Below are 25297 nucleotides of genomic sequence, written 5' to 3' on the forward strand. Positions count from 1 at the left end.
AAAGATGAGGTTCAGGCGGGGCTCAGGGCCCGGCCGTCCAGAAGCTGTAGCCGCCGCAGCGCCGGCAGGAAGCGGTTGTGCCGCGCCACCTGCCCCGTCGCGGCCATGCCGACGCAGTATTTCGAGCAGCGTTTCGTCGGGTGGACATGCAGCCCCCGCAGGATCGCGTCGGCGATGCCGTTGCCGCGCGCCGACTTCGTCTCCACGATGGAGATGTCCGGCCGGACCCGGCGGCTGACGCCACCCGCGTCGAACGAAAGCTCTGTATCGATGGTCATGCGCTCGCCGCCTTCCTTGGCGACCAGCGTGATGCGCCTGTACCGCATCCCGATCACCGGCACCAAGGGCCGGTCGAAGGGGCTGTCGTAGATCTCGCGGTGGCATGTATCGATGAAGGCTTCACCGGAGAGGTCGAGGCCCGCGCCCGGCTCCCGCAGCTTCAGCCGTTTCTTGACGGTGATCTGCCGCTTGCTCTTGAGCTTCACCTCAAGGTAGCTGAGGCCGCTGTCTATATAGTCGCGCACCCGCACCTTGCAGCGCTTCCGGCGTCCCTGATGGTGGTCGTAGTAGCTGCGCAACCCGTCATCGTCGTAGTAGCGGGTGGCGTAGGTGAACGCGCGGATGCCGTCGATCTCGAGCACGTCGAAGAAGTCCGAGAAGGCGTTCAGCGCGGGGCGGAGCCGGTCGGCCGGAACGATGTACTTGTTGTCCAGCCGTTCCAGCATGGCGGCCTTGCCGTTTAGCTCGTCGAGCGAGAGGGGCTGGAAGCCGGTCAGTTCGGTCGCGATGGAGTGGTCCATGGGAGTGCCTCCTTGCCGTCCGATCAGCGCCGGGGCTTGCGGAAGAACACGTTCATCCGGGCCATGTCGTTGATGTAGTCGAGCGTGGTGATCTGGTAGGACATGACGTCCACGCCGAGGCGTTCGGAGAGGTCGCGGCGCATCTTCTCGGGCTGCGAAAGCGCCTCGTGGTCGATCTTGTCGAGCGTGATCTTGACGCCGTCCGAGGAGCGCAGGATCGCCGGGTGGTCGAGGATATAGGCGCCCAGAAGCACCAGCGCCACGACGGCGAGCACGATGGCGATCGGCGTTCCGGGGATGGCGCAGATCACGGCGATGGAAACCGAGCCGAAGAAATAGGTGATCTCGACCTTCGAGATCTGCTCCGAGCGCAGCGTGAACAGCGCCAGGATGGCGAAGAGGCCGAAGCCCGCCGCAAGCGAGAATTCGACCGCCGAAAGGATGGAGAGAACGCCGAAGGCGAAGATGTTGAAGAGCGACGCCGCGGTCACCAGCTCCTTGTCGCGATAGCGCCTGTAATACAGGCCGAAGACCAGGGCCGTCATCGACAGGACGTCGATGGCGAAGCGGATGGGGGTATCGCCGAGTGCGAGCGTTTCCAGCATTGTTTTCCTCATTCTGTTGGTCATGGTCGCTGTCAGAAATCTGTCACATAACTGTCAGAAAACCGTCTCTGGTGTCGGAAAACGTGAGGGAAACGGATCTATTCCATCGGCGGTGATTTTTATTCTCGCTGGCGCGGCTTCTCCCCTCCCCGGCAGGAGGGGCGGGTGTCGGCGGGGACAGCGTTAGCCGGCGAAGGGTCCGCGGTCGGCGTCGCGCTGCGCCTTCGTGTCGGCGGTCAGGATGCGCAGGAACAGCGCGGTGGCCTTGCTCAGGCTGCGCGAGCGCGGCCAGATGACACCCGTGTTCATGGTCTCGATCCTGTCGGCGAGCGGTTTCCGCAGGAGGCGCTGGCCTTCGAGCGACCAGGCGCGATAGATCATATCGGAAAGCACCGTGATCCCGTGACCGGCGGCGACGAGGCTTCGCACCGCCTCGATCGAATAGCTGCGGAAGACGACCCTCGGCTGAAAACCGTAGCGCCCCCAGTTTGCGGTCATCGTGTGCTCGTGGTCGTCGGTCTGCAGCAGGAAATACGGTTCGTCCACCAGATCTGCGAAGGCGATGTCCTCGCGCGCCGCGAAGGGATGTCCGGCGCCGATCCAGAGCTGCCTCTGCGAAACCAGCAGCGTCTCGTGCTCGAAGTCCTCCCTGTTGCCCATGTTGGAGATCAGGATGATGCCCAGGTCGAAGCGGCCGTCGAGCACGCCCTTTTCCACCTCCGGCCTCGGCAGTTCGGTCACATGCAGCTTCAGGCTCGGCGCCTTACGCCGGATCTCGCGCCAGATGCGGGGCAGGTAGTAGCCGGAAACCGTATCGGTCACGCCGAGCCGCACCTCGCCGCCGATCTGCAGGTCGTCCTCGACGCTCAGCGTCATCAGGTCTTCCAGTCCGGCAAGCACGCCCGTGGCGTTCTGCAGGAAGAGCTGGCCGGCGGCGGTGAGTTCGACGCCCTTCGCCTTGCGGTGGAACAGCCGGTATCCCAGCCTGTCCTCGAGGTCCCGGATCGCGATGGTGATCGAGGACTGCGTGACATTCATGTCGTTGGCGGCGCGCGAGATCTGGCCGCTGCGGGCAGCCGCGACGAAATACTGGAGCTGTCGGACGGTTGGAAGCATAAATTCTATCAATATCTCGGTTCAGGTATTTAAACTAGTTATTTTGCGGCGGGATGCCTAGCGTGCCGCGATGATCCACGTCGCCGCTGCTTCCGAAGGTCCGATGCTGAAAACCGGGTTCTGCGCCCTGTGCCGCTCGCGCTGTGGCGCGCGTTTTGAGATCAGCGAAGGTCGGCTCGTGGCCGCCCATCCCGAACCCTCGCACCCGACCGGTTCGGCGCTCTGCACGAAGGGCCGTGCCGCGCCGGAGATCGTGGCCGATCCGGATCGGCTCCTGACGCCCCTGCGCCGGACCGCGCCCAAGGGCAGCAGCGATCCCGGCTGGGTGCCCGTCGGCTGGGATGAGGCGCTGGACGACATCGCCGCAAGGCTCGGCGCGATCCGCGACCGGTCCGGCGCCGAAGTGGTCGCCTTCGGGGTGACGACGCCCAGCGGCACGCCGATGAGCGATTCCATAGACTGGGTCGAGCGCTTCATTCGCGGCTTCGGCAGCCCGAACACGATCTACGCCACGGAACTGTGCAACTGGCACAAGGATTACGCCCACGCCTTCACCACCGGCAGCGGCATCCTCTTTCCCGACTACCGGAACACCGAGACGATCCTTCTGTGGGGGTTCAATCCGAGCGCCGTCTGGCTCGACCAGGCAACCCAGATCGCCGAGGCGAGGGCCCGGGGCGCGAAGATCGTCGCGGTGGACCCGCGTGCCGCGGGCTATGCCCGCGGCGCCGACCACTGGCTGAAGCTGCGACCCGGAAGCGACCTGCCGCTTGCCATGGGCCTGCTGCGCCAGTTGATCGCGCGGCGCGGCTACGACGAGGCGTTCCTGCGCCGCTGGACCAATGCGGCCCTTCTGGTACGGACGGATACGGGCGCCTTCCTCCGGGCCGGGGACATCGGCGAAGCCGCCCACGCCGGCGCTTATGTGGCCTGGAACGGCGCGCCCGTGTTCTACGATGCCGCGCGACGCCGTTTCGACGCGGGCGTCGAGCACCTGTCGCTGCGCGGCACGGTGACGGTGGCCGGCATCGCCTGCCGGCCGGCGTTCGACCATCTTTGCGAGGCGGTGGAACCCTATTCGCCGGAGCATGTCGCCCGTTTGACGGGCGTCGCCCCGGAGGCACAGGACCGTGCGGCGGAACTTCTGAGCCGCACCGGTTCCATCGCCTACTATTGCTGGACCGGCGTCGGCCAGCACCGGAACGCCACCCAGACGGATCGGGCGATAGCGCTGCTTACCGCCCTCAAGGGCCGGCACGACGCGCCGGGCGGCAATGTCGCCTTCACCAAGGTTCCCACCAATCCGGTGAACGGCGCCGAGTGGCTGACGCCCGAATTCGTTTCCCGCGCCATCGGCTATGACGAACGCCCCATCGGCCCACCGGCCATGGGATGGGTGCGGGCGCTCGACGTTTATCGCGCGATCCTCGACGCGCAGCCCTACCGGGTTCGCGGGCTGGTTTCCTTCGGCGCGAACTTTGCCGTGTCGCAAGCCGGCGCCGACCTGGCCGTGGAGGCGTTGCGGCAGCTCGAGTTCCACGTGCACTGCGACCGGGTCATGACGCCGACCGCGCAGTTCGCGGACTATATCCTGCCGGCCAACACTCCGTGGGAACGGGAGGCGCTGCGTGTCGGTTTCGAGGTCAGCCAGGAGGCCGAGAGCCTCGTCCAGCTGAGGCAGGCGGCGCTACCCTCGGCGGGGGAAAGCCGTTCGGATGCCGACATCGTCTTTGCGCTGGCCGCGAGGCTGGGCATGAGCGACATGTTCTTCGGCGGCGACATCGACGCGGCGCGCGACTGGCAGCTGAAGCCCGCCGGCCTGAGCGTGGCGGAACTGCGGGCGAAGCCAGAAGGGATCACGGTGCCGCAGTCCCAGAGACATCGCAAATACGCGGAAGAGACCGAAGGAGGGCAGCGCGGCTTCGCGACGGACACGGGGCTGGTCGAGATCTATTCGGATCTGCTGCGCCGTCACGGACAGCCGCCCGTGCCGCGCATGACCGGCGCGCCGCCCGAGCCGAGCCGCGACTTCCCGCTGCTTCTGACGACGGCCAAGAGCCCCTACTACTGCCACAGCCAGTACCGTTCCATCCCGTCGCTGCGCAAGCGGGCGCCGCAGCCGCAGGTGCGCCTGCATCCCGACGCAGCCGCGCTCTACGGGCTGGAGCACGGCGAGACCGTGCGCCTCCGCACGGAGACGGGGGAGGTGCGCATGCAGCTTGCCTGCGACCGGACGCTCGATCCCGGCACGGCCGTCGCCGACTATGGCTTCTGGCAGGCGAACCCGCGGCTGAAACTGCCCGGATACGATCCCTTCTCCGACAAGGGGGCGAATTTCAACCGGCTGATCGCCCTGGACGAGGCCGATCCCGTCAGCGGGGTTCTGCCGCACCGCTCGACCCGCTGCGCGGTGCTGCCTCTCGACGAAGGGGCGCTGGCCTGGCGCGGCTTCCGTGCCGCGCGGGTCGTCGAGCACCAGCCGGTCGCCGGGGACTGCATGCGTGTCGGCTTCGCGGTGGAAGGCCATGAAACCCTGCCCGACTACGCGCCCGGCCAGCATATCGTGCTGCGCATATCCGCGCCGGATGGTGCGGCGCCGGTAACGCGCTGCTATTCGCTCGTCGGCTCCGCCCGCGATGCGAACAGGGGAAGCTACATCATCACGGTGCGCCGGGTGGGCGTGCCCGCCGGACGAAGCGATCTGCCGCCGGGCCGGGCCTCGACGTTGGTGCACGACGGCCTGCAGGTCGGCAGCATGGTGGAACTGCAGGCGCCGAAAGGCCGCTTCACCCTGCCGCTCGAGCCGGAACGTCCCGTCGTCATGGTGGCAGGCGGCATCGGCATCACGCCGTTCCTTTGCTATCTGGAAACGCTGGCGGCCAGCGGTTCGCCGGCGCGGGTGCACCTAGTCTACGCCAACCGCAACGGACGCAGCCATGCCTATCGCGAGCGGCTTGAGGCGCTTGGCGAGGCTCTGCCGGGCATGAGCCTCGTCTCGCTCTACGACGCACCGGACGAGGGCGATCGTCCAGGACGCGACTTCGACCGCGCCGGGCGCATCGCGCTGACCGATATCCTCCCTGCCGACCTGACCGAGGCGCCGGAGGTCTATCACTGCGGCCCGCCGCTGATGATGCGCGCCGTCGAGGCGATGCTGGAGGAGGCGGGCCATCCGGCCGAACTGATCCACAGCGAATCCTTCGGAGCGCCGGCGTTGCCGCAACCCGGAAAATTGCCCGAAGGGCCTTTCATCGTCGAGTTTCGGCGCAGCGGCAGGACGCTCACATGGAGCAGGGACTCCGGAACGCTGCTTGATTTCGCCGAGAAGGCAGGGCTTGAGATGGCCAGCGGCTGCCGCGCTGGCCAGTGCGAAAGCTGTGCCGTCAGAATCATCCAGGGAAAGACCCAGCCGCTGAGCGGGGACCTCCCGAGCAACCCGGAACTGTGCCTCACATGCAGCACCGTGCCTGCCAGCGACCTGATCCTGGATGGATAGGAATGCCAACCAAGTTCGAAGCAACAGAAAAGTGACCTGAGGGGGACTTCAATGAACATCGTGAATCGTGGTTTTGTCCGGCTGTTCGAAAGATACATGCCGGATCCGCTGATCCTTGCCGCCGTGCTGACCTTCGCCGTCTTCATCGCCGGCATGATCTTGAAGGGCGTCAGCCCCGTCGGCATGACCGAGGCGTGGTATGGCGGCTTCTTCAAGCTGCATGCCTTCGCCATGCAGATGATCCTCGTCCTTGTGGGCGGCTACGCGCTGGCGCGCAGCCCGGCCTTCGGCTGGCTTGTGGACCAGGTCGCCAAGCTGGCGACCACGCCGGGCCGCGCCATCATACTGGTTACCGGCTTCACGCTGGTCGCCTGCTGGATCAACTGGGGCGTCGGCCTCGTCGCGGGCGCGGTTCTCGCGCGCGAGCTGGCGCGCAACGTCAGGGGCGTCGATTATCGCCTTCTGATCGCCGCGGCCTACAGCTCCTTCATCGCATGGCATGGCGGCCTGTCCGGCTCGGCCACCCTGCTGATGGCGACGGAGGGCAACTTCCTTCAGGAAGCGGCGGGTGGTCTGATCCCGGTTTCGGAAACCATCTTCTCCTCGCTGAACCTGTCGCTGTCCATTCTGGTGGGACTGACGCTAATCCTCACCTTCTACCTGCTCAGCCGGTCGATTACCGAGCCGGTCGGCATTCCCCAGTCGGCCCTTCCGGAAAAGACCGACAGCGTCGAGGAAGACGACGGACTGCCGGCAACCCGCATGGAGAACTCGCGCCTGCTGGGCATCCTCACCGGGCTCCTTGGTCTGGCGGCCATCACGGTCTACTTCCTCCAGGCTGGCGGGCTGGACCTGAACGCCGTGATCTTCATCCTCATCTTCGTGGGCATGATCCTGCACGGTTCGCTGGCCGCCTATCTGCGGGCGCTGAAGGAAGGCGTTTCCGGCGCGACGGGCGTCGTGATCCAGTTCCCCTTCTATGCCGGGATCATGGGCATGATGGCGAGCTCCGGCATGTCCGTCGATCTCGTCCGCTATTTCAGCGAGATCGCGACCGCGGCGACCCTCCCGTTCCTGACCTTCCTCTCTGCCGGCCTGCTCAACATCCTCGTGCCGTCGGGCGGCGGGCAATGGGCGATCCAGGGGCCGATCGCGATCGACGCGGCGCGGGCGCTCGGCGCAAATCCCGCCCCGACGATCGTCGCCTTCGCGTGGGGCGACGCCTGGACCAACCTGATCCAGCCGTTCTGGGCGCTGCCGGCACTGGCCATCGCCGGGCTGCGCGCCAAGGACATCATGGGCTTCTGCGCGCTGGCCCTGTTCACCACCGGCGCGATGATCGGCGTCATCCTGTTGGTCGCCGGAGCGATGTAGGGCATCCGGGCCGAAGCGGCGACGCTTCGGCCCGGACAATGGGTCAGCCCGGCAGGGCGGCTCGCCGTGCATGAGAACGGTGAGCCGCTCGGTTACATGGGTCTGGGCTGATGGCGCAGGCGGGTTCGGGAAAAGGAGAGAGTGAAGCAGCGGTGGGAAGCAAGGCAGAAGTGGAAATCAGTAGGATGGGTTCTACGACATCTGAGATATTTTTCTCAGGGCGTTTATGAGATCCTTCTTTTTCTCTTCCCCTATGAGGTGATCGATGGCGTCTATATGGATCTTCGCCTTGTCCAGTATCCTCGTATAGGCTTTCTCGCCTTCCTCGGTGAGCGTGCTGGCATATGACCGGCGATCATCCTCCAGCCGATCGCGACGGATAAGACCTGCATCTTCGAGGTTCCTGAGCGCTGCCGTGATGCTTGATTTGTCGCGCCCGCTGGTGCGGGCCAAGTCGACCTGGGTGATACCGGGGTTCTCGTGGATCAGGGTCATCACTGCAAAACTACCGGGTTTCAGCGTATCGGCGCCGAGGATCCTGGCGAAATGGTTGTGCGAAGCGCTGTAGGCAAGATTTATGTGAAATCCAATTGCCTTATCAAGTATCCCAAGATTGATCTTGTTATCTGCGGACATAAATTTTCTTTCTTTTATTCTTCAATATACAGATCGAAAAGAGCAGATATGAGAACTGGATTTTCTTCATGGGTCCTGTATGGATCTTAGGCCAATCTGCGACATCGCATTGAGAAGCTCATCCTGCAGAAGATTGAACAGCTGATCCGGTCCCTCCCTGCCTCGCGCCGCAACGGAGTAGAGAAAGGGCCTCCCGATAAACGCGAAATCGGCGCCCGCCAGAAGAGCTTTGAGGATATCTTCTCCGCAACGAAGTCCTCCGTCAATCGCAAGTGGAAAGTCCGTGCCGACTTCTGCTCGAATGCCGCCGAGCATCTGCAATGGCGCGGGCGCGGCGTCGAGCTGACGACCGCCATGGTTGGAGACGATGACGGCATCGACGCCGGAATCCCGCGCGGTTCGCGCATCAAGGGGCGAGAGCACGCCTTTCAGGACCAGATGTCCGCTCCAGCGCTTCCTGATGCGTGCAAGAAGCTCCCAGTCGAGCCGTCCGGAACTTTGACCTTGCATCAACTGCGCGAGGGTATGCGTTCCTGCGCCTGAAGCTGCATATGGCTCCAGATTTGCAAAACGGGGTGTGCCATTGAGCAGCATTCCCATTGACCAGCCGGGATGTCGCAGGAGATCGACAAACATCCGCGGGGTCATCTTCAGCGGCAGAGTCAGGCCGTTGCGCAGGTCGCGCCGGCGCTTGCCGGGGCGCGGCACATCAGCGGTGACGACTAGAGTTTCATACCCCGCGGTTTCGGCGCGCGCGATGAGGCCGTCGACGATGTCCTGCGAGCGGCCGACGTAAAGCTGGAACCATCCATTTGCGGGAGCGAGCCGCTTCAGCTCTTCCAGCGAAGCCGACGCAGGGGTCGAGGCCACGTAGGGCAGGCCGTTTCGTTCTGCGGAAGCGGCGAGGATCTGATCGGTGCCGGAGCCGGCCATGGCGGCCATCCCGAACGGCGGGATGCCGAAAGGGACGGACCATTCGCGCCCGAGAAACCGCTTTGCCGTGGACAGCTGGCCGTCGGTGTTCCTCAGGATTCGTGGATGAAGCAGCTCCGCGTCGAAGGCGGCCCTGTTCCGGGCGAGTCCAAGCTCGCTGCCTGCACCGCCGTCGATGAAGTCGAATGCGAAGCGCGGAATCTTCTGTCGCGCGATCTTTCTCAGATCATCGGCGCAGATCAGCGACTGTTTGGCGCTTGGACCACCCATCAGTTGTGTTTCCTTTGGCGTGGCGAAGGGCTCGCAACCGCGTCGCGAAGGGCCGCTGCATCCAGCGTGAAGCCCAGGCCGGATGTGTCGGGAAGCGCCATTTTCGATCCGTCGCGCGAGGGTAGCCCGCCAAACAGCGCCTTGCACAGCTCCACCGAGAGCAGGTGCCATTCGACCAGGCCGCCATGCGCCAGTCCGCCATGGAGGTGCATGTTGTGGAACGGATATGCGCCGCCATTGTCGATGGCGACGTTGCCGGCCTGAGCAAGCGCCGCGACCTTCATGGCAGCCGTATAGCCGCCACAGATTATCGCGTTGGGCTGGAGCACGTCGACGGCGTTGGCGGCGAGCAAGTCGCGGAAGCGCCAGAGCTGCCCCTCGTTCTGGCCGGCTGCGAGCCTCAACCCGGATGTGCGCCGAAGATCGGCCAAACGCCCGGGATCGTTGTCGCGAACCGGCTCCTCGAAGAACGACACCTTCAGTTCGCGCAGCCCGCCGGCCAGCCAGGCGGCGGAACCGGCATCGAGACTGCAATTGGCATCGACAAAGAGCTCGCATTCCCAGCCGATGGCCTCGCGCACTGCCTGCACACGCTCCAGATCGGAACACACGACGGCATGCATGTCCGCCGCATTGTCACGTCGTTGCAGCGCCCGGTGGCCCGCGACCATCTTGAACCGCTCGACACCCGTCCCCTTCAGGTGCAGCGCGGCGTCCCGGAGCTGCTGCTTGTCCAGAGAAGCGAAGCCGAACGTCACGTAGAGCGGCACTTCGGGACGCGCGCCGCCGAGCAGCTTCCAGCAGGGAAAGCCTGTCGCCTTGCCCAGAATGTCCCAGAGCGCGAGGTCGATTGCTGAAACGACATGGCTTGCAAAGCCTGTCTGCCCGCGCGGGGTAAGCTGCCAGTAAAGGCGCTCCGCGATCTTCTCCCGATGCAGTGCGTCAAGGCCGATGATGTTCGGTCCAGCCAACTGGTTGATGATGAAGGCGGCGACCTCGGTGTCCGTTATGGCCGTCAGGCCGTGCCCAACGATTCCTTCGGTGGTTGTCACCTCGACGATCGCGCAGGACATCCGTGCTGAAAGTTCCACGGATCCGAGGGTGGCGGAGACGGGGATGGTAACTGGATGTGCGGTGACCGCACGGATCGTCAGGTCCAAAGGAGGCTTCCTTTCTGAAGTCGGAACGCGGGTATTTTAAAAATAGTTGACTCACAGAAAGTTTGTTATCAAACTAACATCCATGCATCAACGCCAAAGTTCTGGACGTCTGATGTCCACGGCACGCCGCAGGGAGGAACCTTATGCGCCCGTCGATCTTCGTGTTAATTCTGTGTGCAATCTCGGCGGCCGTAGCCCCCGCTCGAGCCGAGTTTCCTGTCAAGCCGATCAAGCTGATCATACCTTTCGGCGCAGGCGGAGGCAGCGATGGTTTTGCCCGGGTGATCCAGGCGGCCATCGAGAAGCATGAGCTTCTGCCGATGCCGCTGGTCGTGGTCAATGCGGATGGCGCCTCAGGTGCCGTGGGCACCCGTCAGGTCCTGGCTGCCAACCCGGATGGGTATACCATCCTTCAGATTCATCAGGAGATGTTCGCCGCTTCGGTGTCTGGCCGGGTGGAGTATGGTCCCGACGATCTGGAGCCGATTATCCAGGCGGCGCGGAGCTGCGAGTTCCTGGCCGTCCACAAGAGCAGTTCCTTCGCCGATCTTCAGCAACTTCTCGACTACGCGAAAGACAATCCGGGAAAGCTCAAGCAGGCTGGCGACATTGGCAGCTCATCGCATTTCCTTTCGGCGAAGCTGATGTCGCTCTCGGGCGTGCGCTGGGCAATCGTTCCCACGGGAGGGACCTCGAAGCGCTTCGCGTCCCTGCTGGGAGGCTTCACCGATCTGGCGCTGATGTCCTCCCCATGGCTCGAGCGTGGCAAGAATGATCTGCGTCCTCTCGCGGCTCTCGGCGAAGAGCGTTTCCCGGAAGCGCCGGACCTCCCAACCGCCACCGAGCTTGGCTTTGACGTCAGCGGGTGCCTGATCCGTCGTTACTGGGCGCCGAAAGGCACGCCTCGCGAGGTTGTCGATACGATTGCCGATGCGATCGAAGCGGCGATGACGACCGATGAAGTCAAGGCTCATCTTGCCAACAGTCGCGAAGAGTCTTCCGTGCTGCGCGGCGAGAAGCTGAAGGAAGCGATCAGCGCCGAGTATCAGGAATATGTGGAGGTGCTGCCCTTGGTGAAGGAAACCTCGGGAAAGTAGCGGCCGCAAGTTGAGTCTGATCTCCATCTGGGGTGTTGAATCTTGAATTTCCGTTCCTTGGTCGAAAACTCGCACATGGCGGTGTTCTTGATCGTTGTCGTCGCGATATCCGTCCTTGTTGTCCTGGAAACAGGGGTTTCGCACGGTGATGGCAGCATCGGCGGAGCCGTGTTTCCGATGGTGCTGGGTATCCTGGCACTTGTTCTGGCGACGCTCAAACTTGTTGCGCTGACAGTGATGGCACGCCCGGCTCCCCGCCGGGCGGCCGCAAGCATGGATGCGGCTCATTCCAAGGGAAAGGTTCTCGGCGCAGTTGCCGTCACCGGCATCTATTTTGCCGCGCTCGCCATCCCGTGGGTGCATTTCATCGCCGCGACGGCCGCGTTCGTGCTGGTCCTGACGCTCTTGCTGGTAGGCTGGCGCGGCCTCCGCTTCGCCGTATCCGGTTCTGCCATCTCGGTGGTCTTTGCGACGGCAGTCTATTTCGCGTTCACTCGCTTGTTCTTCATGGATATCTGAAGCTCTGAGGATTGCACATGCTAAGTGCCTATGCCCATGTTTTCACCGATGGGCTGATCTGGATTATCATCGGGACGAGTGTCGGGATATTCATAGGGAGCATCCCGGGTCTTTCCGGCGCCATGGTCATCTCCCTGGCGCTGCCGATGACATACTTCATGAGCGGCGATAATGCGCTCCTTCTCATGGTGTCCATGTATGTCGGCGCGACAACGGGAGGGCTGATCAGCGCGACGCTGATGCGCATGCCGGGAACCGAAGCGGCCATCATGTCCACCCTCGACGGATATCCGATGGCTGCGCGCGGCGAACCGGCTCGCGCCCTCGGACTTGGTGTGCTCGCGTCCTTCGTCGGTGGCATGCTCGCCTGGCTGGTCCTCACCCTGCTGTCGCCACAGCTGTCGCTGGTAGCCGTCCGTTTCGGTCCTTACGAGATATTCGCGATGGCGGTGGTGGCGCTCACGCTGATCGCGGCAGTGTCGCGCGGCAGCCTGATCAACGGCCTTCTTGCCGCCATCCTCGGCGCGATCGTCTCCATGCCGGGGATCGATCCGATCAACGGGGCGCTGCGGTTGACATTCGGTTTTCACCAGATCGACAACGGGTTCTCTCTCCTGCCCGTTTTGCTCGGGTCGCTGGTGCTCGGGCAGGTCCTGGTGGATTGCGGTGCTCCTCGGCAGGCCACAGCTCCGATCGCTGGACAGGCACGCGCCGCGATACGTCTGAGCGACATGGTGCGTTACCGTTGGACCTTTATCCGGTCCTCGGCAATCGGAACGTGGATCGGCATCCTGCCCGGGGTGGGCGGCATGACCGCATCCATCGCCTCCTATTCCATCGAGAAGGCGATTTCCTCCTCGCCCGAGCGTTTCGGCAAGGGCGCGGAGGAGGGCATCCTCGCTTCGGAGACGGCCAATAACGCGGGCACCATAGGCGCGCTCGTGCCACTCATCACGCTCGGCATCCCCGGCTCCGTCATCACGGCCATATTGCTGGGAGCCATGGTGGTCCACAATCTCAATCCAGGCCCCCTGCTGTTTGTCGAGAACCCGCATATCGCCTACATCATCATCGCCGGTGCCCTGGCGTCCAACATCGCGATGTTTGCGATCATGTGGGTCTCCACTCCGCTGCTGGGACGCCTGATGTATGTCGATAAGGCCTATCTGCTGCCGCCGATCATCGTGTTCTGTTTCCTTGGAGCCCTGTCTGTCTCCAATCGGTTGTTCGACGCAGGCGCCATGCTGGCTTTCGCGGTGCTGGGCTACCTGATGCACAAGGCCAGGATCCCGGCCGGACCGTTCATCATCGCCTACATCCTGACGCCGATGGCGGAAACCAGCCTTCGCTCCGGTCTCGTGATCTATGAGGGGAGTTTTCTGCCCCTTCTCACCCGGCCGGTGAGTGCGGTGTTCCTCGCCATCGCCGTCTTGTCGGTGGTATACTCGCTCGCATCCGAGTGGCGCGCCTATAAGAGGAAGGCGGGGTGATTGGTCCTGCCATCAGATGATGGCAAGCCGATTTCAGGACCAGGCTGCGCGGGTGACCCTCGCCGCGGACTGGGTTTGCCCCGGCCCTATCCCCGCGTCTGCTCCATGATCATGAAGTCCACCAGCCGGTCCGGATCGCAGATGTGGCGGCGCATTTCGGCGGCGGCGCGGGCGCCGTCGCCGGTCTCGATCGCCGCGAGTATGGCGGCGTGCTCGTTGTGCGACTGGCGCATGCGGTCGAGCCGCCGCAGCAGCCAGCGGCGATAGGGCGCGAGCTTGGTGCGCAGCCCCTCCAGCTGCTCGTGCAGATAGGGATTGCCTGCGCCCTGGTAGATCTCCTGGTGAAACAGGAAGTTCAGCCGATCGAACCCGTCCCGGTCGCCGGCCTTCACGACGGCACCAGTCTCCAGATGGATGTGCTGCAGCTGCTCGATCTGCTGCTGGTTCATCCGCCGCGCGGCGCATTCGGCGGCGAAGGCCTCCAGCCCTGAGAGGACTTCGAACATCTGCGCCAGGTTCTGCGCGGTGAGCGAGCGGACGATGGCGCTGCGGCGCGGCCTGAGTTCCACCAGCCGCTCCACGTCCAGCCGCCGCAGCGCCTCGCGTATCGGCGTCCGCGAGACGCCGAAGCGCTCGGCCAGACGCCTTTCGTCCAGCTCCTCGCCGGGCTTGATCAGCCCGTCGATGATCTCCCGCTCGAGCTGCCGCGCCAGCCCGTCCGCGAGGGGCTGCCCGTCAAGACCTGTCTTGTGCTTCGCCGTCACCTTGCACCACGCCCACGCCAGTTCCCCTGTTTTCATGGCCGTTCTTCCGGCTATTGACAAGCCGGATATGTCCAACCTACGATTTGGTATACCAAAATATAACTTTGGTGTTCAATCTGGGGAATTGATCAGCCGGAACCCGGCGGGAGGAACTTATGAACAGATTCATGGCGGCGGCGCTCGCATGCGCTGCCTCGGTCCTTGCCTTGGATGCGGCCTCGGCGCAGACGGTGCTGCGGCTCAGCCATTCCTACACCGACGGGGACACGCGCGACCTCTGGGCCGATCGCATTGCCGAGATCGTCGCGGAGAAGACCCGCGGCGCGGTGACCGTCGAGGTCTATCCGAACCAGCAGCTGGCGAAGGCGCGGTCGCAGGCCGATTTCCTCGCGCGCGACCGCATCGACATGTCGATCTATCCGTTGCCCTGGCTTTCCGGCAAGGTGCCGATGGCCGAGATCGGCGCCCTGCCGGGTCTGGTCGCCACGCCGCAGGACGGCATCGTCTGGCGCGAGCGCAGGATCTGGCCGATGCTGCAGGAGGCTGTGTCGGAGGCCGGCGTCGTGTTTGCCGGCGGCGGCTGGGCCATGGGCACGATCGGCAACCGCGGGGAGGCGATCACGCTGCCGGAGCATCTCGACGGCCACAAGGTGCGCGGCCTGGGCAAGGCCACCGAGATCATGATGAACGGCTACGGCGCGACGATCACCTCGCTGCCGGCCTCGGAGATCTACCAGTCCCTGCAGACCGGGGTGCTGACCGGCGTCATGACCATCTACGCCTCTTTCGAGGGCTACAATCTGCAGGAAGTGGTCGATCACCTGATGGTCGGGCCGGGCTTCGTCGGCGCCATGCATGCCGTCCTCCTGGCCCCGGGCGTCGAGGAGAAGATCGGCAAGGAGCACTACGCGACGCTGATGGACGCCATCGCAGAATCCGAGGTCTGGTTCGCGGACCGCACGATGGAGGACAACAAGCGCATCACCGAGAGCTTCCGCTCCGCCGGCGTCACGATCCATGAACTCTCGCAGGATCAGGTGGCGCGCTGGCACGAGGCGGCGCGCGAGCATGCCTGGGCTTTCTTCCGGGAAAGCGTGCCGAATGGCGATGAGGTTCTGAAAGCGGTCGAACAGCCCCTGCAATGAGCGCACTCGACCACACCGGGTCCGGTCGGCACGAAGCGTCCGACCGGCAGTCGCCGCGGCTGAAAGCATTGTTTCGGCTGCGGCGTGCGCTGCAGAAGATATCGGCCGTCGCCGCCATGGTCTCCGCCTTCGGCGTCGTGGTGGCGTCAGTCGTCATCACATGGGCGGTGTTCGCGCGCGGGCTGCTCGGCGTCAACACGGTCTGGGAGCTTGAGTTCAGCGTCTATCTGCTGATCTACGCCGCCTTTCTGTCGGCGGCCTTCACCGACCGCAGCGGCGGCCAGATCAGCGTGCAGATCCTGTCCGGCGCCCTCAGGGGCGCGGCGGCGCGGGTGCATGTGGCCGTCATCGAGCTGGTCTCGCTCTGCCTCTTCCTGCTGGTCGCCTATTCCGGCTGGATCATGTTCCTGCATTCCTGGGACAGCGGCTGGCGCTCTGAAACCCTGTGGGGCCCGCCCTTGTGGATCCCGCATCTGGCGATCCCGCTCGGCGGGTCGCTGCTCGCGCTATCGCTTACGGTCGACCTGCTGATCCGGGCATTCGGCGGGCGCATCGAGCTGCCTGCGGGAGGGCATCACTGATGGATCCGCTGACGATCGCCTTCGCCGCTGTCGGCATTCTCCTCGCGCTGATCCTGGTGGGGCTGCCCATCGGCTATGCGCTGCTCGGCGCCATGGTGGCTTCCTCCGTTCTGGTCGGCGAGCCGGGCGAGCTTCTCTATGTCGCCGAGACCGCCTTCCAGTCGCTGGATTCCATCGAGCTGGTGGCGCTGCCCATGTTCATCTTCATGGGCGCGGTCATCGCCGTCAGCCCCGCGGGCGCCGACATCTACTCGGCGTTGAGCCGGCTCCTGCCGGTGCCGGGCGGCCTCGGCATGTCGACCATCGCCGGCTGCGCCATGTTCTCGGCAATCTCCGGCTCCTCGCCGGCCACCGTGGCCGCGATGGGATCGTCCGGCGTGCCCGAAATGCTGGCGCGGCGCTATCCGCCGGGGCTGGCCTGCGGCATCGTCGTCGGTGGCGGGACGCTCGGCATCCTCATCCCGCCCTCGATCGTCCTCCTGCTCTACGGCGTGGTGACCAAGACATCCATCGGCCAGCTCTTCCTGGCGGGCATCCTGCCGGGACTGATGCTGGTGGCGCTGTTCTCCATCTACACCTGGTACGTGATGTGGCGGCACCTGTCGCGGCTTTCGCCGCAGGAGCGCGCGGCGTTCGAGGCGCTCGGCGCCGAGCGTGCCGAGGCGGGCGGAGGCGGCAGCTTCCGGCGGGTCGTTCCCTTCTTCGCCCTGATGGCCGGCATCATGCTGGCGCTCTACGGCGGCTGGGCGACGCCCTCCGAGATCGCCGCCGTCGGCGCGACCGCGTCGATCCTGCTGGTGCTCGCGATCTACCGCATCACCAGCTGGCCGGTCTGGCGCGAGCTGCTGCTGAAGACGGTGCAGGACACGTCGATGATCCTCATCATCGCGGCATTCGCCTACACCTTCTCGCAGTTCCTCGCCTTCCACGACGTCGTTTCGGCGATCACCGGCCTCCTGATCGACGCGTTCGACAACCGCTGGGTGACCCTGTTCGCGCTCTGGTGCGTGATGCTGGTTCTGGGCTGCTTCCTGCCGCCCTTCGCGATCGTGGTCATCGTCGCGCCCATGTTCCTGCCCTTCGTGCTCAGCGCCGGCTTCGACCCGGTCTGGTTCGGCGTCTTCGTCACGCTGAACATGGAGATGGGCTGCATCACGCCGCCGCTGGGCATCAACCTGTTCGTGGTCAAGGCCATCGCCCGCAAGGTCGAGATGCGCGAGATCATGAAGGGTTCGCTGCCGTTCCTGGCGATCCTCGCGCTGGGCACGCTGCTGATCACCCTGTTCCCGGACATCGTCCTGTTCCTTCCTTCCTTGTTGATGAGATAACCATGCTGCAGTCGCCCTCGGCAAAAACGCGCGCCATCACGCGCGTCCACAGCTACGCCCTGAATGTGCCCTCCGAGATCACGGCGGCGGGCGTGACCCGCAAGCTCGATCTCTCGGCGGTGGTCTGCACCATCGAGACCGCCGACGGACATGTCGGGCATGGCTTCACCGCGATCACCGAGGAACGCACCGTGGCCGAGGCGATCCGCGAGGTCGCCGCGCCGGCGCTCGAGGGCATGGATCCGCTAGCCACGGAAGCCATCTGGGAAAAGCTGTTCTGGCTGATGAGCCCGCGCGGCCAGACCGGCTATGCCACGCATGCCATCTCCGCCGTCGACACCGCGCTGTGGGACCTGAAGGGAAAGATCCTGGGTCAGCCGGTCTGGCGGCTGCTGGGCGGGGCGCGCAGCGAGGTGCCGGTCTACGTCACCTGCGGGTTCAACTTCCTGTCCATCGAGCAGCTGGTCGAGTCGGCGACCGGCTGGGTCGAGGCGGGCTTCACGCGCCTCAAGATGACGGTCGCGGCCGAGGCGACGCGCCGCCGCGACGTGACGGACGTGGCCGCGCTGATCGCCGAGGATGCGCGCCGGGTTGGCGCGGTGCGCGCCGCTGTCGGGCCGGACGTCCAGCTCTTCATCGACGCCAACTGCAATCTCGATCCGCACAGCGCCTACAAGCTGGCGCAGGCGGTCGCGCCCTTCAATGTCGACTTCTTCGAGGAACCCCTTTTGAAGAACGACATCGGCTGGCTGGCCGATCTGCGCCGCCGCAGCCCGGTGCCGCTTGCCGGCGGCCAGAACGAGGGGCTTTCCTTCCGCTTCCGCGACCTGCTGGCCGGCAAATGCGTCGATGTCCTGCAGCCGAACGTGGTGATCGGCGGTGGTTTCACGCAGGCGCAGAAGATCGCGGCCATGGCCGATGCCTTCGCCACGCCGATCGCCAATGGCGGCGGCTGGCCCTTCCACAACGCGCATCTCCATGCCGGCGTGTCGAATGGCGGCCTGGTCGAGTATCACGTCCCGGCGGTGAATGTCTGCGAACGCATCTTCACCGGGCTGGCGAAGCCTGAGCGCGGCAGGATGGCGATGTCGGAGCGGCCGGGCCTGGGCTTCGATCTCGACATGGACGCCGTGAAGGCGTTCGCCGAGCGGCACTCGGCTGCCGGCCATGGCAAGGGGTAAGGCGATGCGGCCCCTGCCCACCATCGGCATGATCGTGCCTCCGGCGGCCGGCGACGTGCCGCCCGAGCCGCTGGAGCTCTATGGCGGCCGCGCGCGCTTCATTGCCGAGGGGCTGGCGCTGAAGGCGCTGTCGCCCGAGGGATACGACGCCGTGATCGAACGGGTGGAGGCGCTCGCCGTCAGCCTCAGGGAACGCGGCGCGGAGGCCATCTCGCTGATGGGCACCTCGCTCAGCTTCTATCGCGGGGCGGCGTTCAACGACGCGCTGATCGCCGGCATGAAGGCGGCCACGGGCCTGCCTGCAACGACCATGACCGACAGCGTCATCGAAGCGCTGGAGGCGCTGGGCGCGCGCCGTCTGGCCGTCGCCACCGCCTACAGCGATCCGGTCAACGACCGTCTGACGGACTATCTGGAGCGGGCTGGGTTCGAGGTGGCGGCGCTGCGCGCGCTCGACATCGAGGATGTGGACACAATCGCCACGGTGACGACAGAAGCCCTCATCGATCTGGGGGTGGAGGCCGGCAAGGCGGCACCGGGCGCCGACGCCCTGTTCATCTCCTGCGGCGGCCTGCGGACCCTGCCGGTGACCGGGCCGGTCGAGCGGCGCAGCGGCATGCCGGTGGTTTCCAGCGCGCTTGCGGGCGCCTGGGGCGCCATGGGCCTGCTCGGCCTCGACCGGCATGCCCAAGGCGCCGGACGGCTGTTCGACCCTGCCCTTTCGCCGGACGGCCGCATGGGGTAAATCCGGGCCTGGCGTCACAGCGCGGACCAGGCATCGGAAATGAACGATACGACCACGTCTCCAGACACGTTGATGCTCGGCATAGACACCGGCGGCACCTATACGGATGCTGTTCTCTACGGCGAGCGCGCCGGCGTGGTCGCCAAGGCGAAGGCGCTGACGACGCGCCACGACCTGGCCGAAGGGATCGCCGGGGCAGTGGACGCGGTCCTGGCGCGTGCGGCAGCCCGGCCGGGCGCCATCGGCCTCGTTTCCATGTCGACGACGCTGGCGACCAACGCGCTGGTCGAGGGGCAGGGCGGACGCGTTGCGCTCGTCATGATCGGCTTCAAGGAGGCGGATCTGGAGCGCGCCGGCCTGCGCGGCGCGTTGGGGTCCGATCCCGTGCTGTTCCTGCCCGGCGGTCACGACGTTCACGGCAACGAGACGCCGCTCGACACCGGCGCCCTGGAGGAACAGGTCGAGGCGCTGGGCCGCAGCGTCACCGCATTTGCGGTCTGCGCCTATTTCGCGGTGCGCAATCCGGCCCATGAGATTGTCGTCCGCGACCTGATCCGCGCCGCCACCGGCCTTCCGGTGACGGCGAGCCATGAGCTTTCCGCCCAGCTCGGCGGCCCGCGCCGTGCGCTGACGACGCTGCTCAACGCGCGCCTCGTCTCCCTGATCGACCGGCTCGTGGCGGCGACGGAAGGCTTTCTTGAGGCCCGCGGCATCGCCGCGCCGCTGATGGTGGTGCGGGGCGACGGCGCGCTGGTCTCCGCAGCCTTCGCCCGCGCCCGTCCGATCGAGACCATTCTTTCCGGACCGGCGGCCAGCCTCGTCGGCGCCCGGCACCTGACGGGGCTGACCGACGCGATCGTCTCTGACATCGGCGGAACCACCACCGACATCGCCGTTCTTCAGGATGGCCATCCCCGTATCGATCCGGAAGGCGCCAGCGTCGGCGGCCATCGCACGATGGTGGAGGCGGTCGCCATGCGCACCTTCGGCCTCGGCGGCGATTCCGAGGTGGCGCTCGAGGAAGGTGTGTTGAAGCCGCGCCTTCTTCTGGGGCCGCGACGGGTGGTGCCTCTGTCGCTCGCCGCCCATCTCCACGGCGACGCCGTCCTCGTGGTGCTCAGGCGGCAAGGCGAGAGGGCGACGGCCGCCCGCCACGATGGCCGGTTTGCCTGCCTGAGCGGTGTCCCGGCGCGATATGCCGCCGGGCTGACGCCGGGCGAGCGGGCGTTGCATGAACGGCTCGAAACGGCGCCCCAGCCGCTGGAAAGTCTGCTGACCTCCAACGCGCAGCTTGCGACGCTCGGGCGCCTCGTGGCGCGCGGCCTCGCGCTTCTCGTCGGCTTCACGCCATCCGACGCCGCCCATGTTCTGGAGCGTCAATCCGGCTGGAACGCGGAAGCGGCGCGGCTTGGAGCCATGCTCTTCGCCCGCCGCCGCGACGGCAATGGCATGGCGCTGGCGCCGTCTCCGGAAGTCTTCAGCGCCAGGGTTCTGGACGGCCTCACGCGCCGTTCCGCCGAAGCGCTCCTCGAAACCGCGCTCTGTGAGGACGGGCTGGACGGCGGCAGCCTGGTCATGGACCCGCTGATGCGCCGCGCGCTCGACCGGGAGGTGGGCATGGTGCGCCTCGGTCTGGCGCTCGACCGGCCGGTGATCGGCCTCGGCGCTTCTGCGCCGCTTCACTATGCCAAGCTGCCGGAATTTCTGGGACAGGAATGCGTGCTGCCCGAGCATGCGGACGTGGCCAATGCCATCGGCGCGGTCGTGGGACAGGTGCGGGTGCGGATCGAGGCGCATGTCGGACAGCCGCGCGAGGGCGTCTTCCGTGTCGGCACGGCCGGCGCGATCCACGATTTCAACGGCGAGGAAGAGGCGATGTCCTTCGCCGAGGAGATGCTGCGCGCCGAGGCGTTCGAGCGGGCGGTCGCCGCCGGCGCGCAGGACGCGGAGCTGCGCGTCGCACGCGACGTGCGGGCCGTCGAGACGGACGGGCAGCGAACTTTTGTCGAAGCGTTTGTGACGGCCGAGGCCGCGGGCCGGCCCCGCGTCGCCCGTCACCGCGATGCATGACGATACAGCTTCAACCGACTGGCGAATTGACCCGCTGCGCCGGGCATGGTGAAAGCAACGGACATTTCTACGATCGGGATGAGGAGTAGTGTCGAGATGACGAGCCGTGTCGAGCTTCATGGATTGAGGATTGCAGAAGAACTCCACGCTTTTGCGGTAAGTGAAGCACTGCCTGGCACCGGCATCGAACCCGAACGCTTCTGGACGGCGCTGGCCGCCATCGTCGGGGATCTGGCGCCGAAGAACCGGGCGCTGCTTGCCAAACGCGATGCGTTTCAGGAAAAGATCGACGCTTGGTACCGCGACAATGGCGCGCCGGTGGACCAGGACGCCTACCAGGCGTTCCTGCGCGAGATCGGCTATCTGCTGCCCGAGGGCGGCGCGGTCAGCGTTTCCACCGCCAATGTGGACCCCGAGATCGCCTTGGTCGCCGGGCCGCAGCTCGTCGTCCCGGTGATGAACGCCCGCTACGCGCTGAACGCCGCCAATGCACGCTGGGGATCGCTCTACGACGCGCTTTACGGCACGGATGCGATTTCCGAGGCGGACGGCGCCGAGAAGGGCAAGGCCTACAATCCGAAGCGCGGCGAAAAGGTGATCGCCTGGGCGCGCGGCTTCCTGGATGGCAGCGCGCCGCTCGACGGCGCCTCCTGGTCCGAGGCGACGGGGCTTTCCGTCATCGATGGTCAGCTTGTCGTGAAGACCGGTGGTGGCGCGGTCCGCCTCAAGGACGCGGCGCAGTTCGCCGGTTACCGTGGCGCGACCGAAGCACCGGCGGCGGTGCTGCTCGTGACGAACGGCCTCCATGCCGAAGTGGTCATTGACCGCGATCACCCGATCGGCCGGACGGATGCCGCAGGCATCGCCGACGTGGTGCTGGAATCGGCGCTCACCACCATTCAGGATTGCGAGGATTCCGTCGCCGCCGTCGATGCCGAGGATAAGGTCGCGGTCTACCGCAACTGGCTCGGCCTGATGAAGGGCGATCTCGCAGAGGAGGTGACGAAGGGTGGCAGCAGCTTCACCCGCCGCCTCAATCCCGACCGCGAATACACCGCGCCCGATGGCGGCAAGCTCGTCCTGCCCGGCCGTTCGCTGATGCTGGTGCGCAATGTCGGGCACCTGATGACCAACCCGGCGATCCTCGACGGCGACGGCAAAGAGGTGCCGGAAGGCATCATGGACGCCATGTTCACGGCGCTGGTCTCGCTGCACGACATCGGCCCCGACGGCCGGCGCAGGAACAGCCGCGCCGGCTCGATGTATGTGGTCAAGCCGAAAATGCACGGTCCGGAGGAAGTGGCCTTCGCGGTCGAGCTGTTTGGCCGTGTGGAACAGGCGCTCGGCATGGCGGCGAACACGATCAAGATGGGCATCATGGACGAGGAGCGGCGCACCACCGTCAACCTGAAGGAGTGCATCCGCGCCGCGAGGGACCGCGTGGTGTTCATCAACACGGGCTTCCTCGACCGCACGGGCGACGAGATCCACACGTCGATGGAAGCCGGCCCGATGATCCGCAAGGGCGACATGAAGCAGGCGGCGTGGATCGCGGCCTATGAGAACTGGAACGTCGATATCGGCCTGGAATGCGGCCTCTCCGGCCATGCGCAGATCGGCAAGGGCATGTGGGCCATGCCCGACCTGATGGCCGCGATGCTGGAGCAGAAGATCGGTCACCCGAAGGCCGGCGCCAACACGGCCTGGGTGCCCTCGCCGACGGCCGCCACCCTGCATGCGACCCACTATCACACGGTCGATGTGCAGGCGGTGCAGGCGACGCTCAGGGACCGGCCGCGCGCGAAACTGTCGGACATCCTGTCGGTGCCGGTCGCCACCCGCCCCAACTGGACGCCGGAGGAAATCCAGAAGGAGCTGGACAACAACGCGCAGGGCATTCTGGGCTATGTGGTGCGCTGGATCGACCAGGGTGTCGGCTGCTCCAAGGTGCCGGACATCGACGATGTCGGCCTGATGGAGGACCGTGCGACGCTGCGCATCTCCTCCCAGCACATCGCCAACTGGCTGCATCACGGCGTGGCGGACGAGGCACAGGTGATGGAGACCATGCAGCGCATGGCCGCCGTGGTCGACCGGCAGAATGCCGGTGATCCGCTCTATCGCCCGATGGCGCCCGACTTCGACGGCTCCATCGCCTTCCAGGCGGCCTGCGACCTGGTCTTCCGGGGACGCGAGCAGCCGAACGGCTACACCGAGCCTGTACTGCATGCGCGAAGGATCGAACTCAAGAAGCGGGACGGGGCGGATGCTGCGACTGCGGCCACCGGCGGCTGACGAGGGGCCGGCCCTGACCGAGCTCTGCCTGCGCTCGAAAGCCGTGCATGGCTATGACGCGGCCTTCATCGAGGCGTGCCGCGCCGAGCTGACGGTCGATCCGGCAAGGCCCGGCGCGGCGATCATGGTCGCAGAGATCGACGGCGTCCCCGCCGGCGTGGCCGAACTCCTGTTCGAGGACGGGGAAGCGGAACTCGCCAAGCTGTTCACCGAACCCGGCCTTCAGGGTCGGGGTGTCGGCAAGGCGCTGCTCGACTGGGCGAGGAACGAGGCGGCGGGACGCGGCGCGCCGGCGCTCGTCCTCGATGCGGATCCCGGGGCTGCCGCGTTCTACGAGCGCTGCGGCGCCGTTCTGACGGGCCGGACTCCCTCGGGCTCGATCCCGGGACGCACTCTGCCGCAGTATCGCCTGCCCCTGAAGGGTGTCGTCGCGCCGTGAGGATCCTTGCCATCGATACCGCCGCACGGCTGTGCGCGGCGACCGTTTACGACAGCGTGGCGAATGCCGAGCTGGGCCGGTCCGTGCGCGATCTCGGCAAGGGACATGCCGAACATGTCATGGGCGTGATCGAGGAGGCGCTCGGCGCCGCGGGATGCGGCTATGCCGGTCTCTCCTCTGTAGCGGTGTGCGTCGGGCCGGGATCGTTCACCGGCGTACGCGTCGGCGTGGCGGCGGCGCGCGGCCTGGCACTGGCGCTGAAAATTCCGGCCACCGGCGTCAGCACGCTGGAAGCGCTGGCCGACGAGGCGCGCGCGGCGTTTCCCGGCCGGCCGGTTCTCGTGGTGCTCGGCCAGCGGCCGGAGCAGCTTTTCGCCGCCGCGTTCGGCTCCGATGGCGGCGTCCTGCTCGAACCCGCAAGCCTGTCCGTTGAAATCCTGGCGCAATGGGCCGCGCGTGAAAACCCGGTCCTGTGCGGCAGCGCGGCGGAACTTGTCGCCGCCGCCTCAGGGAGGACATTCGACATGGGCGCGGCGGACGCCACCGCCGACATCGCCACCTATGCCCGTCTCGCCGCCGCAAAGGGAGACGCCGGGGAAAAACCCAGGCCGCTCTATCTCCGCGCGCCGGAAGCGACCCCGCAGCAGAATTTCGTTCTGCCGCGCAAGGAGATCTGATGGCGCTCTTCTCCCGACATACGGAGCATGCGGTGCGTCCGCTCGAAGTCGCCGACAGCCTGGTCCTCGCGGATCTGCACGGTGAGGACTTCGCCCGACCGTGGAGCGACGCCGAGTTCGAGGCGCTTTTGTCGCAGGATGCCGTCTTCGGCTTTGCCGTCTCCCCGGTCGGCAGGCGCCCGGGCCGGCCCGTCGGTTTCGTGCTGGCGCGTCAGGCCGCGGGCGAGGGGGAAATCCTCACCATCGCCGTTTCGCGCGGACAGCGCCGGCAGGGCCTTGGACGGCAGCTGATGGACGCGGTGCTGCGCCGGCTGCACGCCGACCGGGCGGAAGCCCTGTTTCTCGAGGTCGAGGAGAACAATGTCGCGGCGATCGCGCTCTACCGCCGCCTCGGCTTCCATCAGGTCGGCGGACGGCCGGACTACTACCGCGATGCGAAAGGCATGCGCACCGGCGCGCTTGTCATGCGCCGGGACCTTCGCTAGAGCATCGGACTGAAAGTGGGATCCGGTTCTCGGTTATTCCGCTGCTCCATCAATGATTTAGATTGTCCTTAGAGCGCCCGAAAGGACGCAC

22 protein-coding genes are annotated in these 25297 nt (G+C 65.9%); 15 read left to right on the top strand and 7 right to left on the bottom strand.

Annotated features, from left to right (window positions below):
• Nucleotides 1-11: 11 nt before the first annotated feature.
• From NA2_RS08000 to NA2_RS08010, 3 genes are all read right to left on the bottom strand, one after another.
• Complete coding sequence (locus NA2_RS08000) at nucleotides 12-800, bottom strand: polyphosphate polymerase domain-containing protein (RefSeq protein WP_008596064.1); 789 nt, start codon at nucleotides 798-800, stop codon at nucleotides 12-14.
• 23 nt (nucleotides 801-823) lie between these two features.
• On the bottom strand, nucleotides 824-1429 hold the full coding sequence (locus NA2_RS08005; protein ID WP_244423609.1) for a DUF4956 domain-containing protein: 606 nt from the start codon (nucleotides 1427-1429) through the stop codon (nucleotides 824-826).
• A gap of 159 nt (nucleotides 1430-1588) precedes the next feature.
• A complete protein-coding gene (locus tag NA2_RS08010; protein WP_008596067.1) occupies nucleotides 1589-2521 on the bottom strand; it encodes a LysR family transcriptional regulator in 933 nt (310 codons plus the stop codon).
• A gap of 103 nt (nucleotides 2522-2624) precedes the next feature.
• Between NA2_RS08010 and NA2_RS08015 the strand changes: the two genes are divergently transcribed.
• Together NA2_RS08015 and NA2_RS08020 are read left to right on the top strand one after the other, a co-directional pair.
• Nucleotides 2625-6017 carry a molybdopterin-dependent oxidoreductase gene (locus tag NA2_RS08015; protein WP_040677248.1) on the top strand — a complete coding sequence of 1131 codons (3393 nt, stop codon included), beginning with the start codon at nucleotides 2625-2627 and terminating at the stop codon, nucleotides 6015-6017.
• Between the two features lie 51 nt (nucleotides 6018-6068).
• Nucleotides 6069-7391: a short-chain fatty acid transporter gene (locus NA2_RS08020; RefSeq protein ID WP_008596069.1), complete on the top strand. Its 1323-nt coding sequence runs from the start codon at nucleotides 6069-6071 to the stop codon at nucleotides 7389-7391.
• A gap of 192 nt (nucleotides 7392-7583) precedes the next feature.
• On the opposite strand, the gene NA2_RS08025 is transcribed toward NA2_RS08020, so the two are convergent.
• The 3 genes from NA2_RS08025 to NA2_RS08035 form a co-directional block, all read right to left on the bottom strand.
• Nucleotides 7584-8027 carry a MarR family winged helix-turn-helix transcriptional regulator gene (locus tag NA2_RS08025; protein ID WP_008596070.1) on the bottom strand — a complete coding sequence of 148 codons (444 nt, stop codon included), beginning with the start codon at nucleotides 8025-8027 and terminating at the stop codon, nucleotides 7584-7586.
• A 66-nt stretch (nucleotides 8028-8093) separates the two neighbouring features.
• Nucleotides 8094-9230, bottom strand: a complete 1137-nt coding sequence (locus tag NA2_RS08030) for an alpha-hydroxy acid oxidase (RefSeq protein WP_008596071.1) — start codon at nucleotides 9228-9230, stop codon at nucleotides 8094-8096.
• Complete coding sequence (locus NA2_RS08035; RefSeq protein WP_051011593.1) at nucleotides 9230-10390, bottom strand: mandelate racemase/muconate lactonizing enzyme family protein; 1161 nt, start codon at nucleotides 10388-10390, stop codon at nucleotides 9230-9232. Before NA2_RS08035 ends, NA2_RS08030 begins: the two co-directional genes overlap by 1 nt.
• A gap of 143 nt (nucleotides 10391-10533) precedes the next feature.
• Here NA2_RS08035 and NA2_RS08040 point away from each other — a divergent pair, with 143 nt between their 5' ends.
• The 3 genes from NA2_RS08040 (at nucleotide 10534) to NA2_RS08050 (ending at nucleotide 13496) form a co-directional block, all read left to right on the top strand.
• Nucleotides 10534-11487 (top strand): tripartite tricarboxylate transporter substrate binding protein, encoded by a 954-nt coding sequence (locus NA2_RS08040; protein WP_008596073.1) that lies wholly within the window; start codon nucleotides 10534-10536, stop codon nucleotides 11485-11487.
• Between the two features lie 75 nt (nucleotides 11488-11562).
• Nucleotides 11563-12006 carry a tripartite tricarboxylate transporter TctB family protein gene (locus NA2_RS08045; RefSeq protein ID WP_008596075.1) on the top strand — a complete coding sequence of 148 codons (444 nt, stop codon included), beginning with the start codon at nucleotides 11563-11565 and terminating at the stop codon, nucleotides 12004-12006.
• A gap of 17 nt (nucleotides 12007-12023) precedes the next feature.
• The gene (locus NA2_RS08050; protein ID WP_008596077.1) at nucleotides 12024-13496 is read left to right on the top strand and encodes a tripartite tricarboxylate transporter permease; all 1473 of its coding nucleotides are present in this window, start codon (nucleotides 12024-12026) and stop codon (nucleotides 13494-13496) included.
• Nucleotides 13497-13582: 86 nt separating this feature from the next.
• On the opposite strand, the gene NA2_RS08055 is transcribed toward NA2_RS08050, so the two are convergent.
• On the bottom strand, nucleotides 13583-14296 hold the full coding sequence (locus tag NA2_RS08055; RefSeq protein ID WP_008596079.1) for a GntR family transcriptional regulator: 714 nt from the start codon (nucleotides 14294-14296) through the stop codon (nucleotides 13583-13585).
• A gap of 119 nt (nucleotides 14297-14415) precedes the next feature.
• Here NA2_RS08055 and dctP point away from each other — a divergent pair, with 119 nt between their 5' ends.
• From dctP to rimI, 10 genes are all read left to right on the top strand, one after another.
• Nucleotides 14416-15405 (top strand): TRAP transporter substrate-binding protein DctP, encoded by a 990-nt coding sequence (dctP, locus tag NA2_RS08060; RefSeq protein ID WP_008596080.1) that lies wholly within the window; start codon nucleotides 14416-14418, stop codon nucleotides 15403-15405.
• Nucleotides 15402-15986, top strand: coding sequence for a TRAP transporter small permease (locus NA2_RS08065; protein ID WP_008596081.1), 585 nt, complete (start codon nucleotides 15402-15404; stop codon nucleotides 15984-15986). Before dctP ends, NA2_RS08065 begins: the two co-directional genes overlap by 4 nt.
• Nucleotides 15986-17314, top strand: a complete 1329-nt coding sequence (locus NA2_RS08070) for a TRAP transporter large permease (RefSeq protein ID WP_008596083.1) — start codon at nucleotides 15986-15988, stop codon at nucleotides 17312-17314. Before NA2_RS08065 ends, NA2_RS08070 begins: the two co-directional genes overlap by 1 nt.
• A gap of 2 nt (nucleotides 17315-17316) precedes the next feature.
• Entirely contained in the window at nucleotides 17317-18495 is a 1179-nt protein-coding gene (locus NA2_RS08075) for a mandelate racemase/muconate lactonizing enzyme family protein (protein WP_008596084.1), read from the top strand.
• 4 nt (nucleotides 18496-18499) lie between these two features.
• Nucleotides 18500-19240: an arylmalonate decarboxylase gene (locus tag NA2_RS08080; protein ID WP_008596085.1), complete on the top strand. Its 741-nt coding sequence runs from the start codon at nucleotides 18500-18502 to the stop codon at nucleotides 19238-19240.
• A 39-nt stretch (nucleotides 19241-19279) separates the two neighbouring features.
• Entirely contained in the window at nucleotides 19280-21310 is a 2031-nt protein-coding gene (locus NA2_RS08085; protein WP_040677180.1) for a hydantoinase/oxoprolinase family protein, read from the top strand.
• A 96-nt stretch (nucleotides 21311-21406) separates the two neighbouring features.
• Nucleotides 21407-23605, top strand: a complete 2199-nt coding sequence (locus tag NA2_RS08090) for a malate synthase G (RefSeq protein ID WP_008596087.1) — start codon at nucleotides 21407-21409, stop codon at nucleotides 23603-23605.
• Complete coding sequence (locus NA2_RS08095; RefSeq protein ID WP_008596088.1) at nucleotides 23577-24044, top strand: GNAT family N-acetyltransferase; 468 nt, start codon at nucleotides 23577-23579, stop codon at nucleotides 24042-24044. The genes NA2_RS08090 and NA2_RS08095 overlap by 29 nt, the downstream gene beginning before the upstream one ends.
• The gene (gene tsaB / locus NA2_RS08100; protein WP_008596089.1) at nucleotides 24041-24721 is read left to right on the top strand and encodes a tRNA (adenosine(37)-N6)-threonylcarbamoyltransferase complex dimerization subunit type 1 TsaB; all 681 of its coding nucleotides are present in this window, start codon (nucleotides 24041-24043) and stop codon (nucleotides 24719-24721) included. The genes NA2_RS08095 and tsaB overlap by 4 nt, the downstream gene beginning before the upstream one ends.
• Entirely contained in the window at nucleotides 24721-25206 is a 486-nt protein-coding gene (gene rimI, locus NA2_RS08105) for a ribosomal protein S18-alanine N-acetyltransferase (RefSeq protein ID WP_008596090.1), read from the top strand. Before tsaB ends, rimI begins: the two co-directional genes overlap by 1 nt.
• Nucleotides 25207-25297: the final 91 nt, after the last annotated feature.

It is taken from the genome of Nitratireductor pacificus pht-3B (assembly GCF_000300335.1).
GTDB lineage: Bacteria > Pseudomonadota > Alphaproteobacteria > Rhizobiales > Rhizobiaceae > Nitratireductor > Nitratireductor pacificus.

Bases quoted from the DNA above. Each gene is read 5' to 3' on its own strand.
- NA2_RS08085 (WP_040677180.1), top strand. From the start codon at position 19,280: ATGAACGATACGACCACGTCTCCAGACACGTTGATGCTCGGCATAGAC.
- NA2_RS08065 (WP_008596081.1), top strand. From the start codon at position 15,402: ATGAGCGCACTCGACCACACCGGGTCCGGTCGGCACGAAGCGTCCGAC.
- dctP (WP_008596080.1), top strand. From the start codon at position 14,416: ATGAACAGATTCATGGCGGCGGCGCTCGCATGCGCTGCCTCGGTCCTT.
- NA2_RS08095 (WP_008596088.1), top strand. From the start codon at position 23,577: ATGCTGCGACTGCGGCCACCGGCGGCTGACGAGGGGCCGGCCCTGACC.
- NA2_RS08045 (WP_008596075.1), top strand. From the start codon at position 11,563: ATGGCGGTGTTCTTGATCGTTGTCGTCGCGATATCCGTCCTTGTTGTC.
- NA2_RS08000 (WP_008596064.1), bottom strand. From the start codon at position 800: ATGGACCACTCCATCGCGACCGAACTGACCGGCTTCCAGCCCCTCTCG.
- NA2_RS08050 (WP_008596077.1), top strand. From the start codon at position 12,024: ATGCTAAGTGCCTATGCCCATGTTTTCACCGATGGGCTGATCTGGATT.
- NA2_RS08010 (WP_008596067.1), bottom strand. From the start codon at position 2,521: ATGCTTCCAACCGTCCGACAGCTCCAGTATTTCGTCGCGGCTGCCCGC.
- NA2_RS08070 (WP_008596083.1), top strand. From the start codon at position 15,986: ATGGATCCGCTGACGATCGCCTTCGCCGCTGTCGGCATTCTCCTCGCG.
- NA2_RS08020 (WP_008596069.1), top strand. From the start codon at position 6,069: ATGAACATCGTGAATCGTGGTTTTGTCCGGCTGTTCGAAAGATACATG.
- NA2_RS08090 (WP_008596087.1), top strand. From the start codon at position 21,407: ATGACGAGCCGTGTCGAGCTTCATGGATTGAGGATTGCAGAAGAACTC.
- NA2_RS08040 (WP_008596073.1), top strand. From the start codon at position 10,534: ATGCGCCCGTCGATCTTCGTGTTAATTCTGTGTGCAATCTCGGCGGCC.
- NA2_RS08025 (WP_008596070.1), bottom strand. From the start codon at position 8,027: ATGTCCGCAGATAACAAGATCAATCTTGGGATACTTGATAAGGCAATT.
- rimI (WP_008596090.1), top strand. From the start codon at position 24,721: ATGGCGCTCTTCTCCCGACATACGGAGCATGCGGTGCGTCCGCTCGAA.
- NA2_RS08055 (WP_008596079.1), bottom strand. From the start codon at position 14,296: ATGAAAACAGGGGAACTGGCGTGGGCGTGGTGCAAGGTGACGGCGAAG.
- NA2_RS08030 (WP_008596071.1), bottom strand. From the start codon at position 9,230: ATGGGTGGTCCAAGCGCCAAACAGTCGCTGATCTGCGCCGATGATCTG.
- NA2_RS08075 (WP_008596084.1), top strand. From the start codon at position 17,317: ATGCTGCAGTCGCCCTCGGCAAAAACGCGCGCCATCACGCGCGTCCAC.
- NA2_RS08005 (WP_244423609.1), bottom strand. From the start codon at position 1,429: ATGACCAACAGAATGAGGAAAACAATGCTGGAAACGCTCGCACTCGGC.
- NA2_RS08080 (WP_008596085.1), top strand. From the start codon at position 18,500: ATGCGGCCCCTGCCCACCATCGGCATGATCGTGCCTCCGGCGGCCGGC.
- NA2_RS08015 (WP_040677248.1), top strand. From the start codon at position 2,625: ATGCTGAAAACCGGGTTCTGCGCCCTGTGCCGCTCGCGCTGTGGCGCG.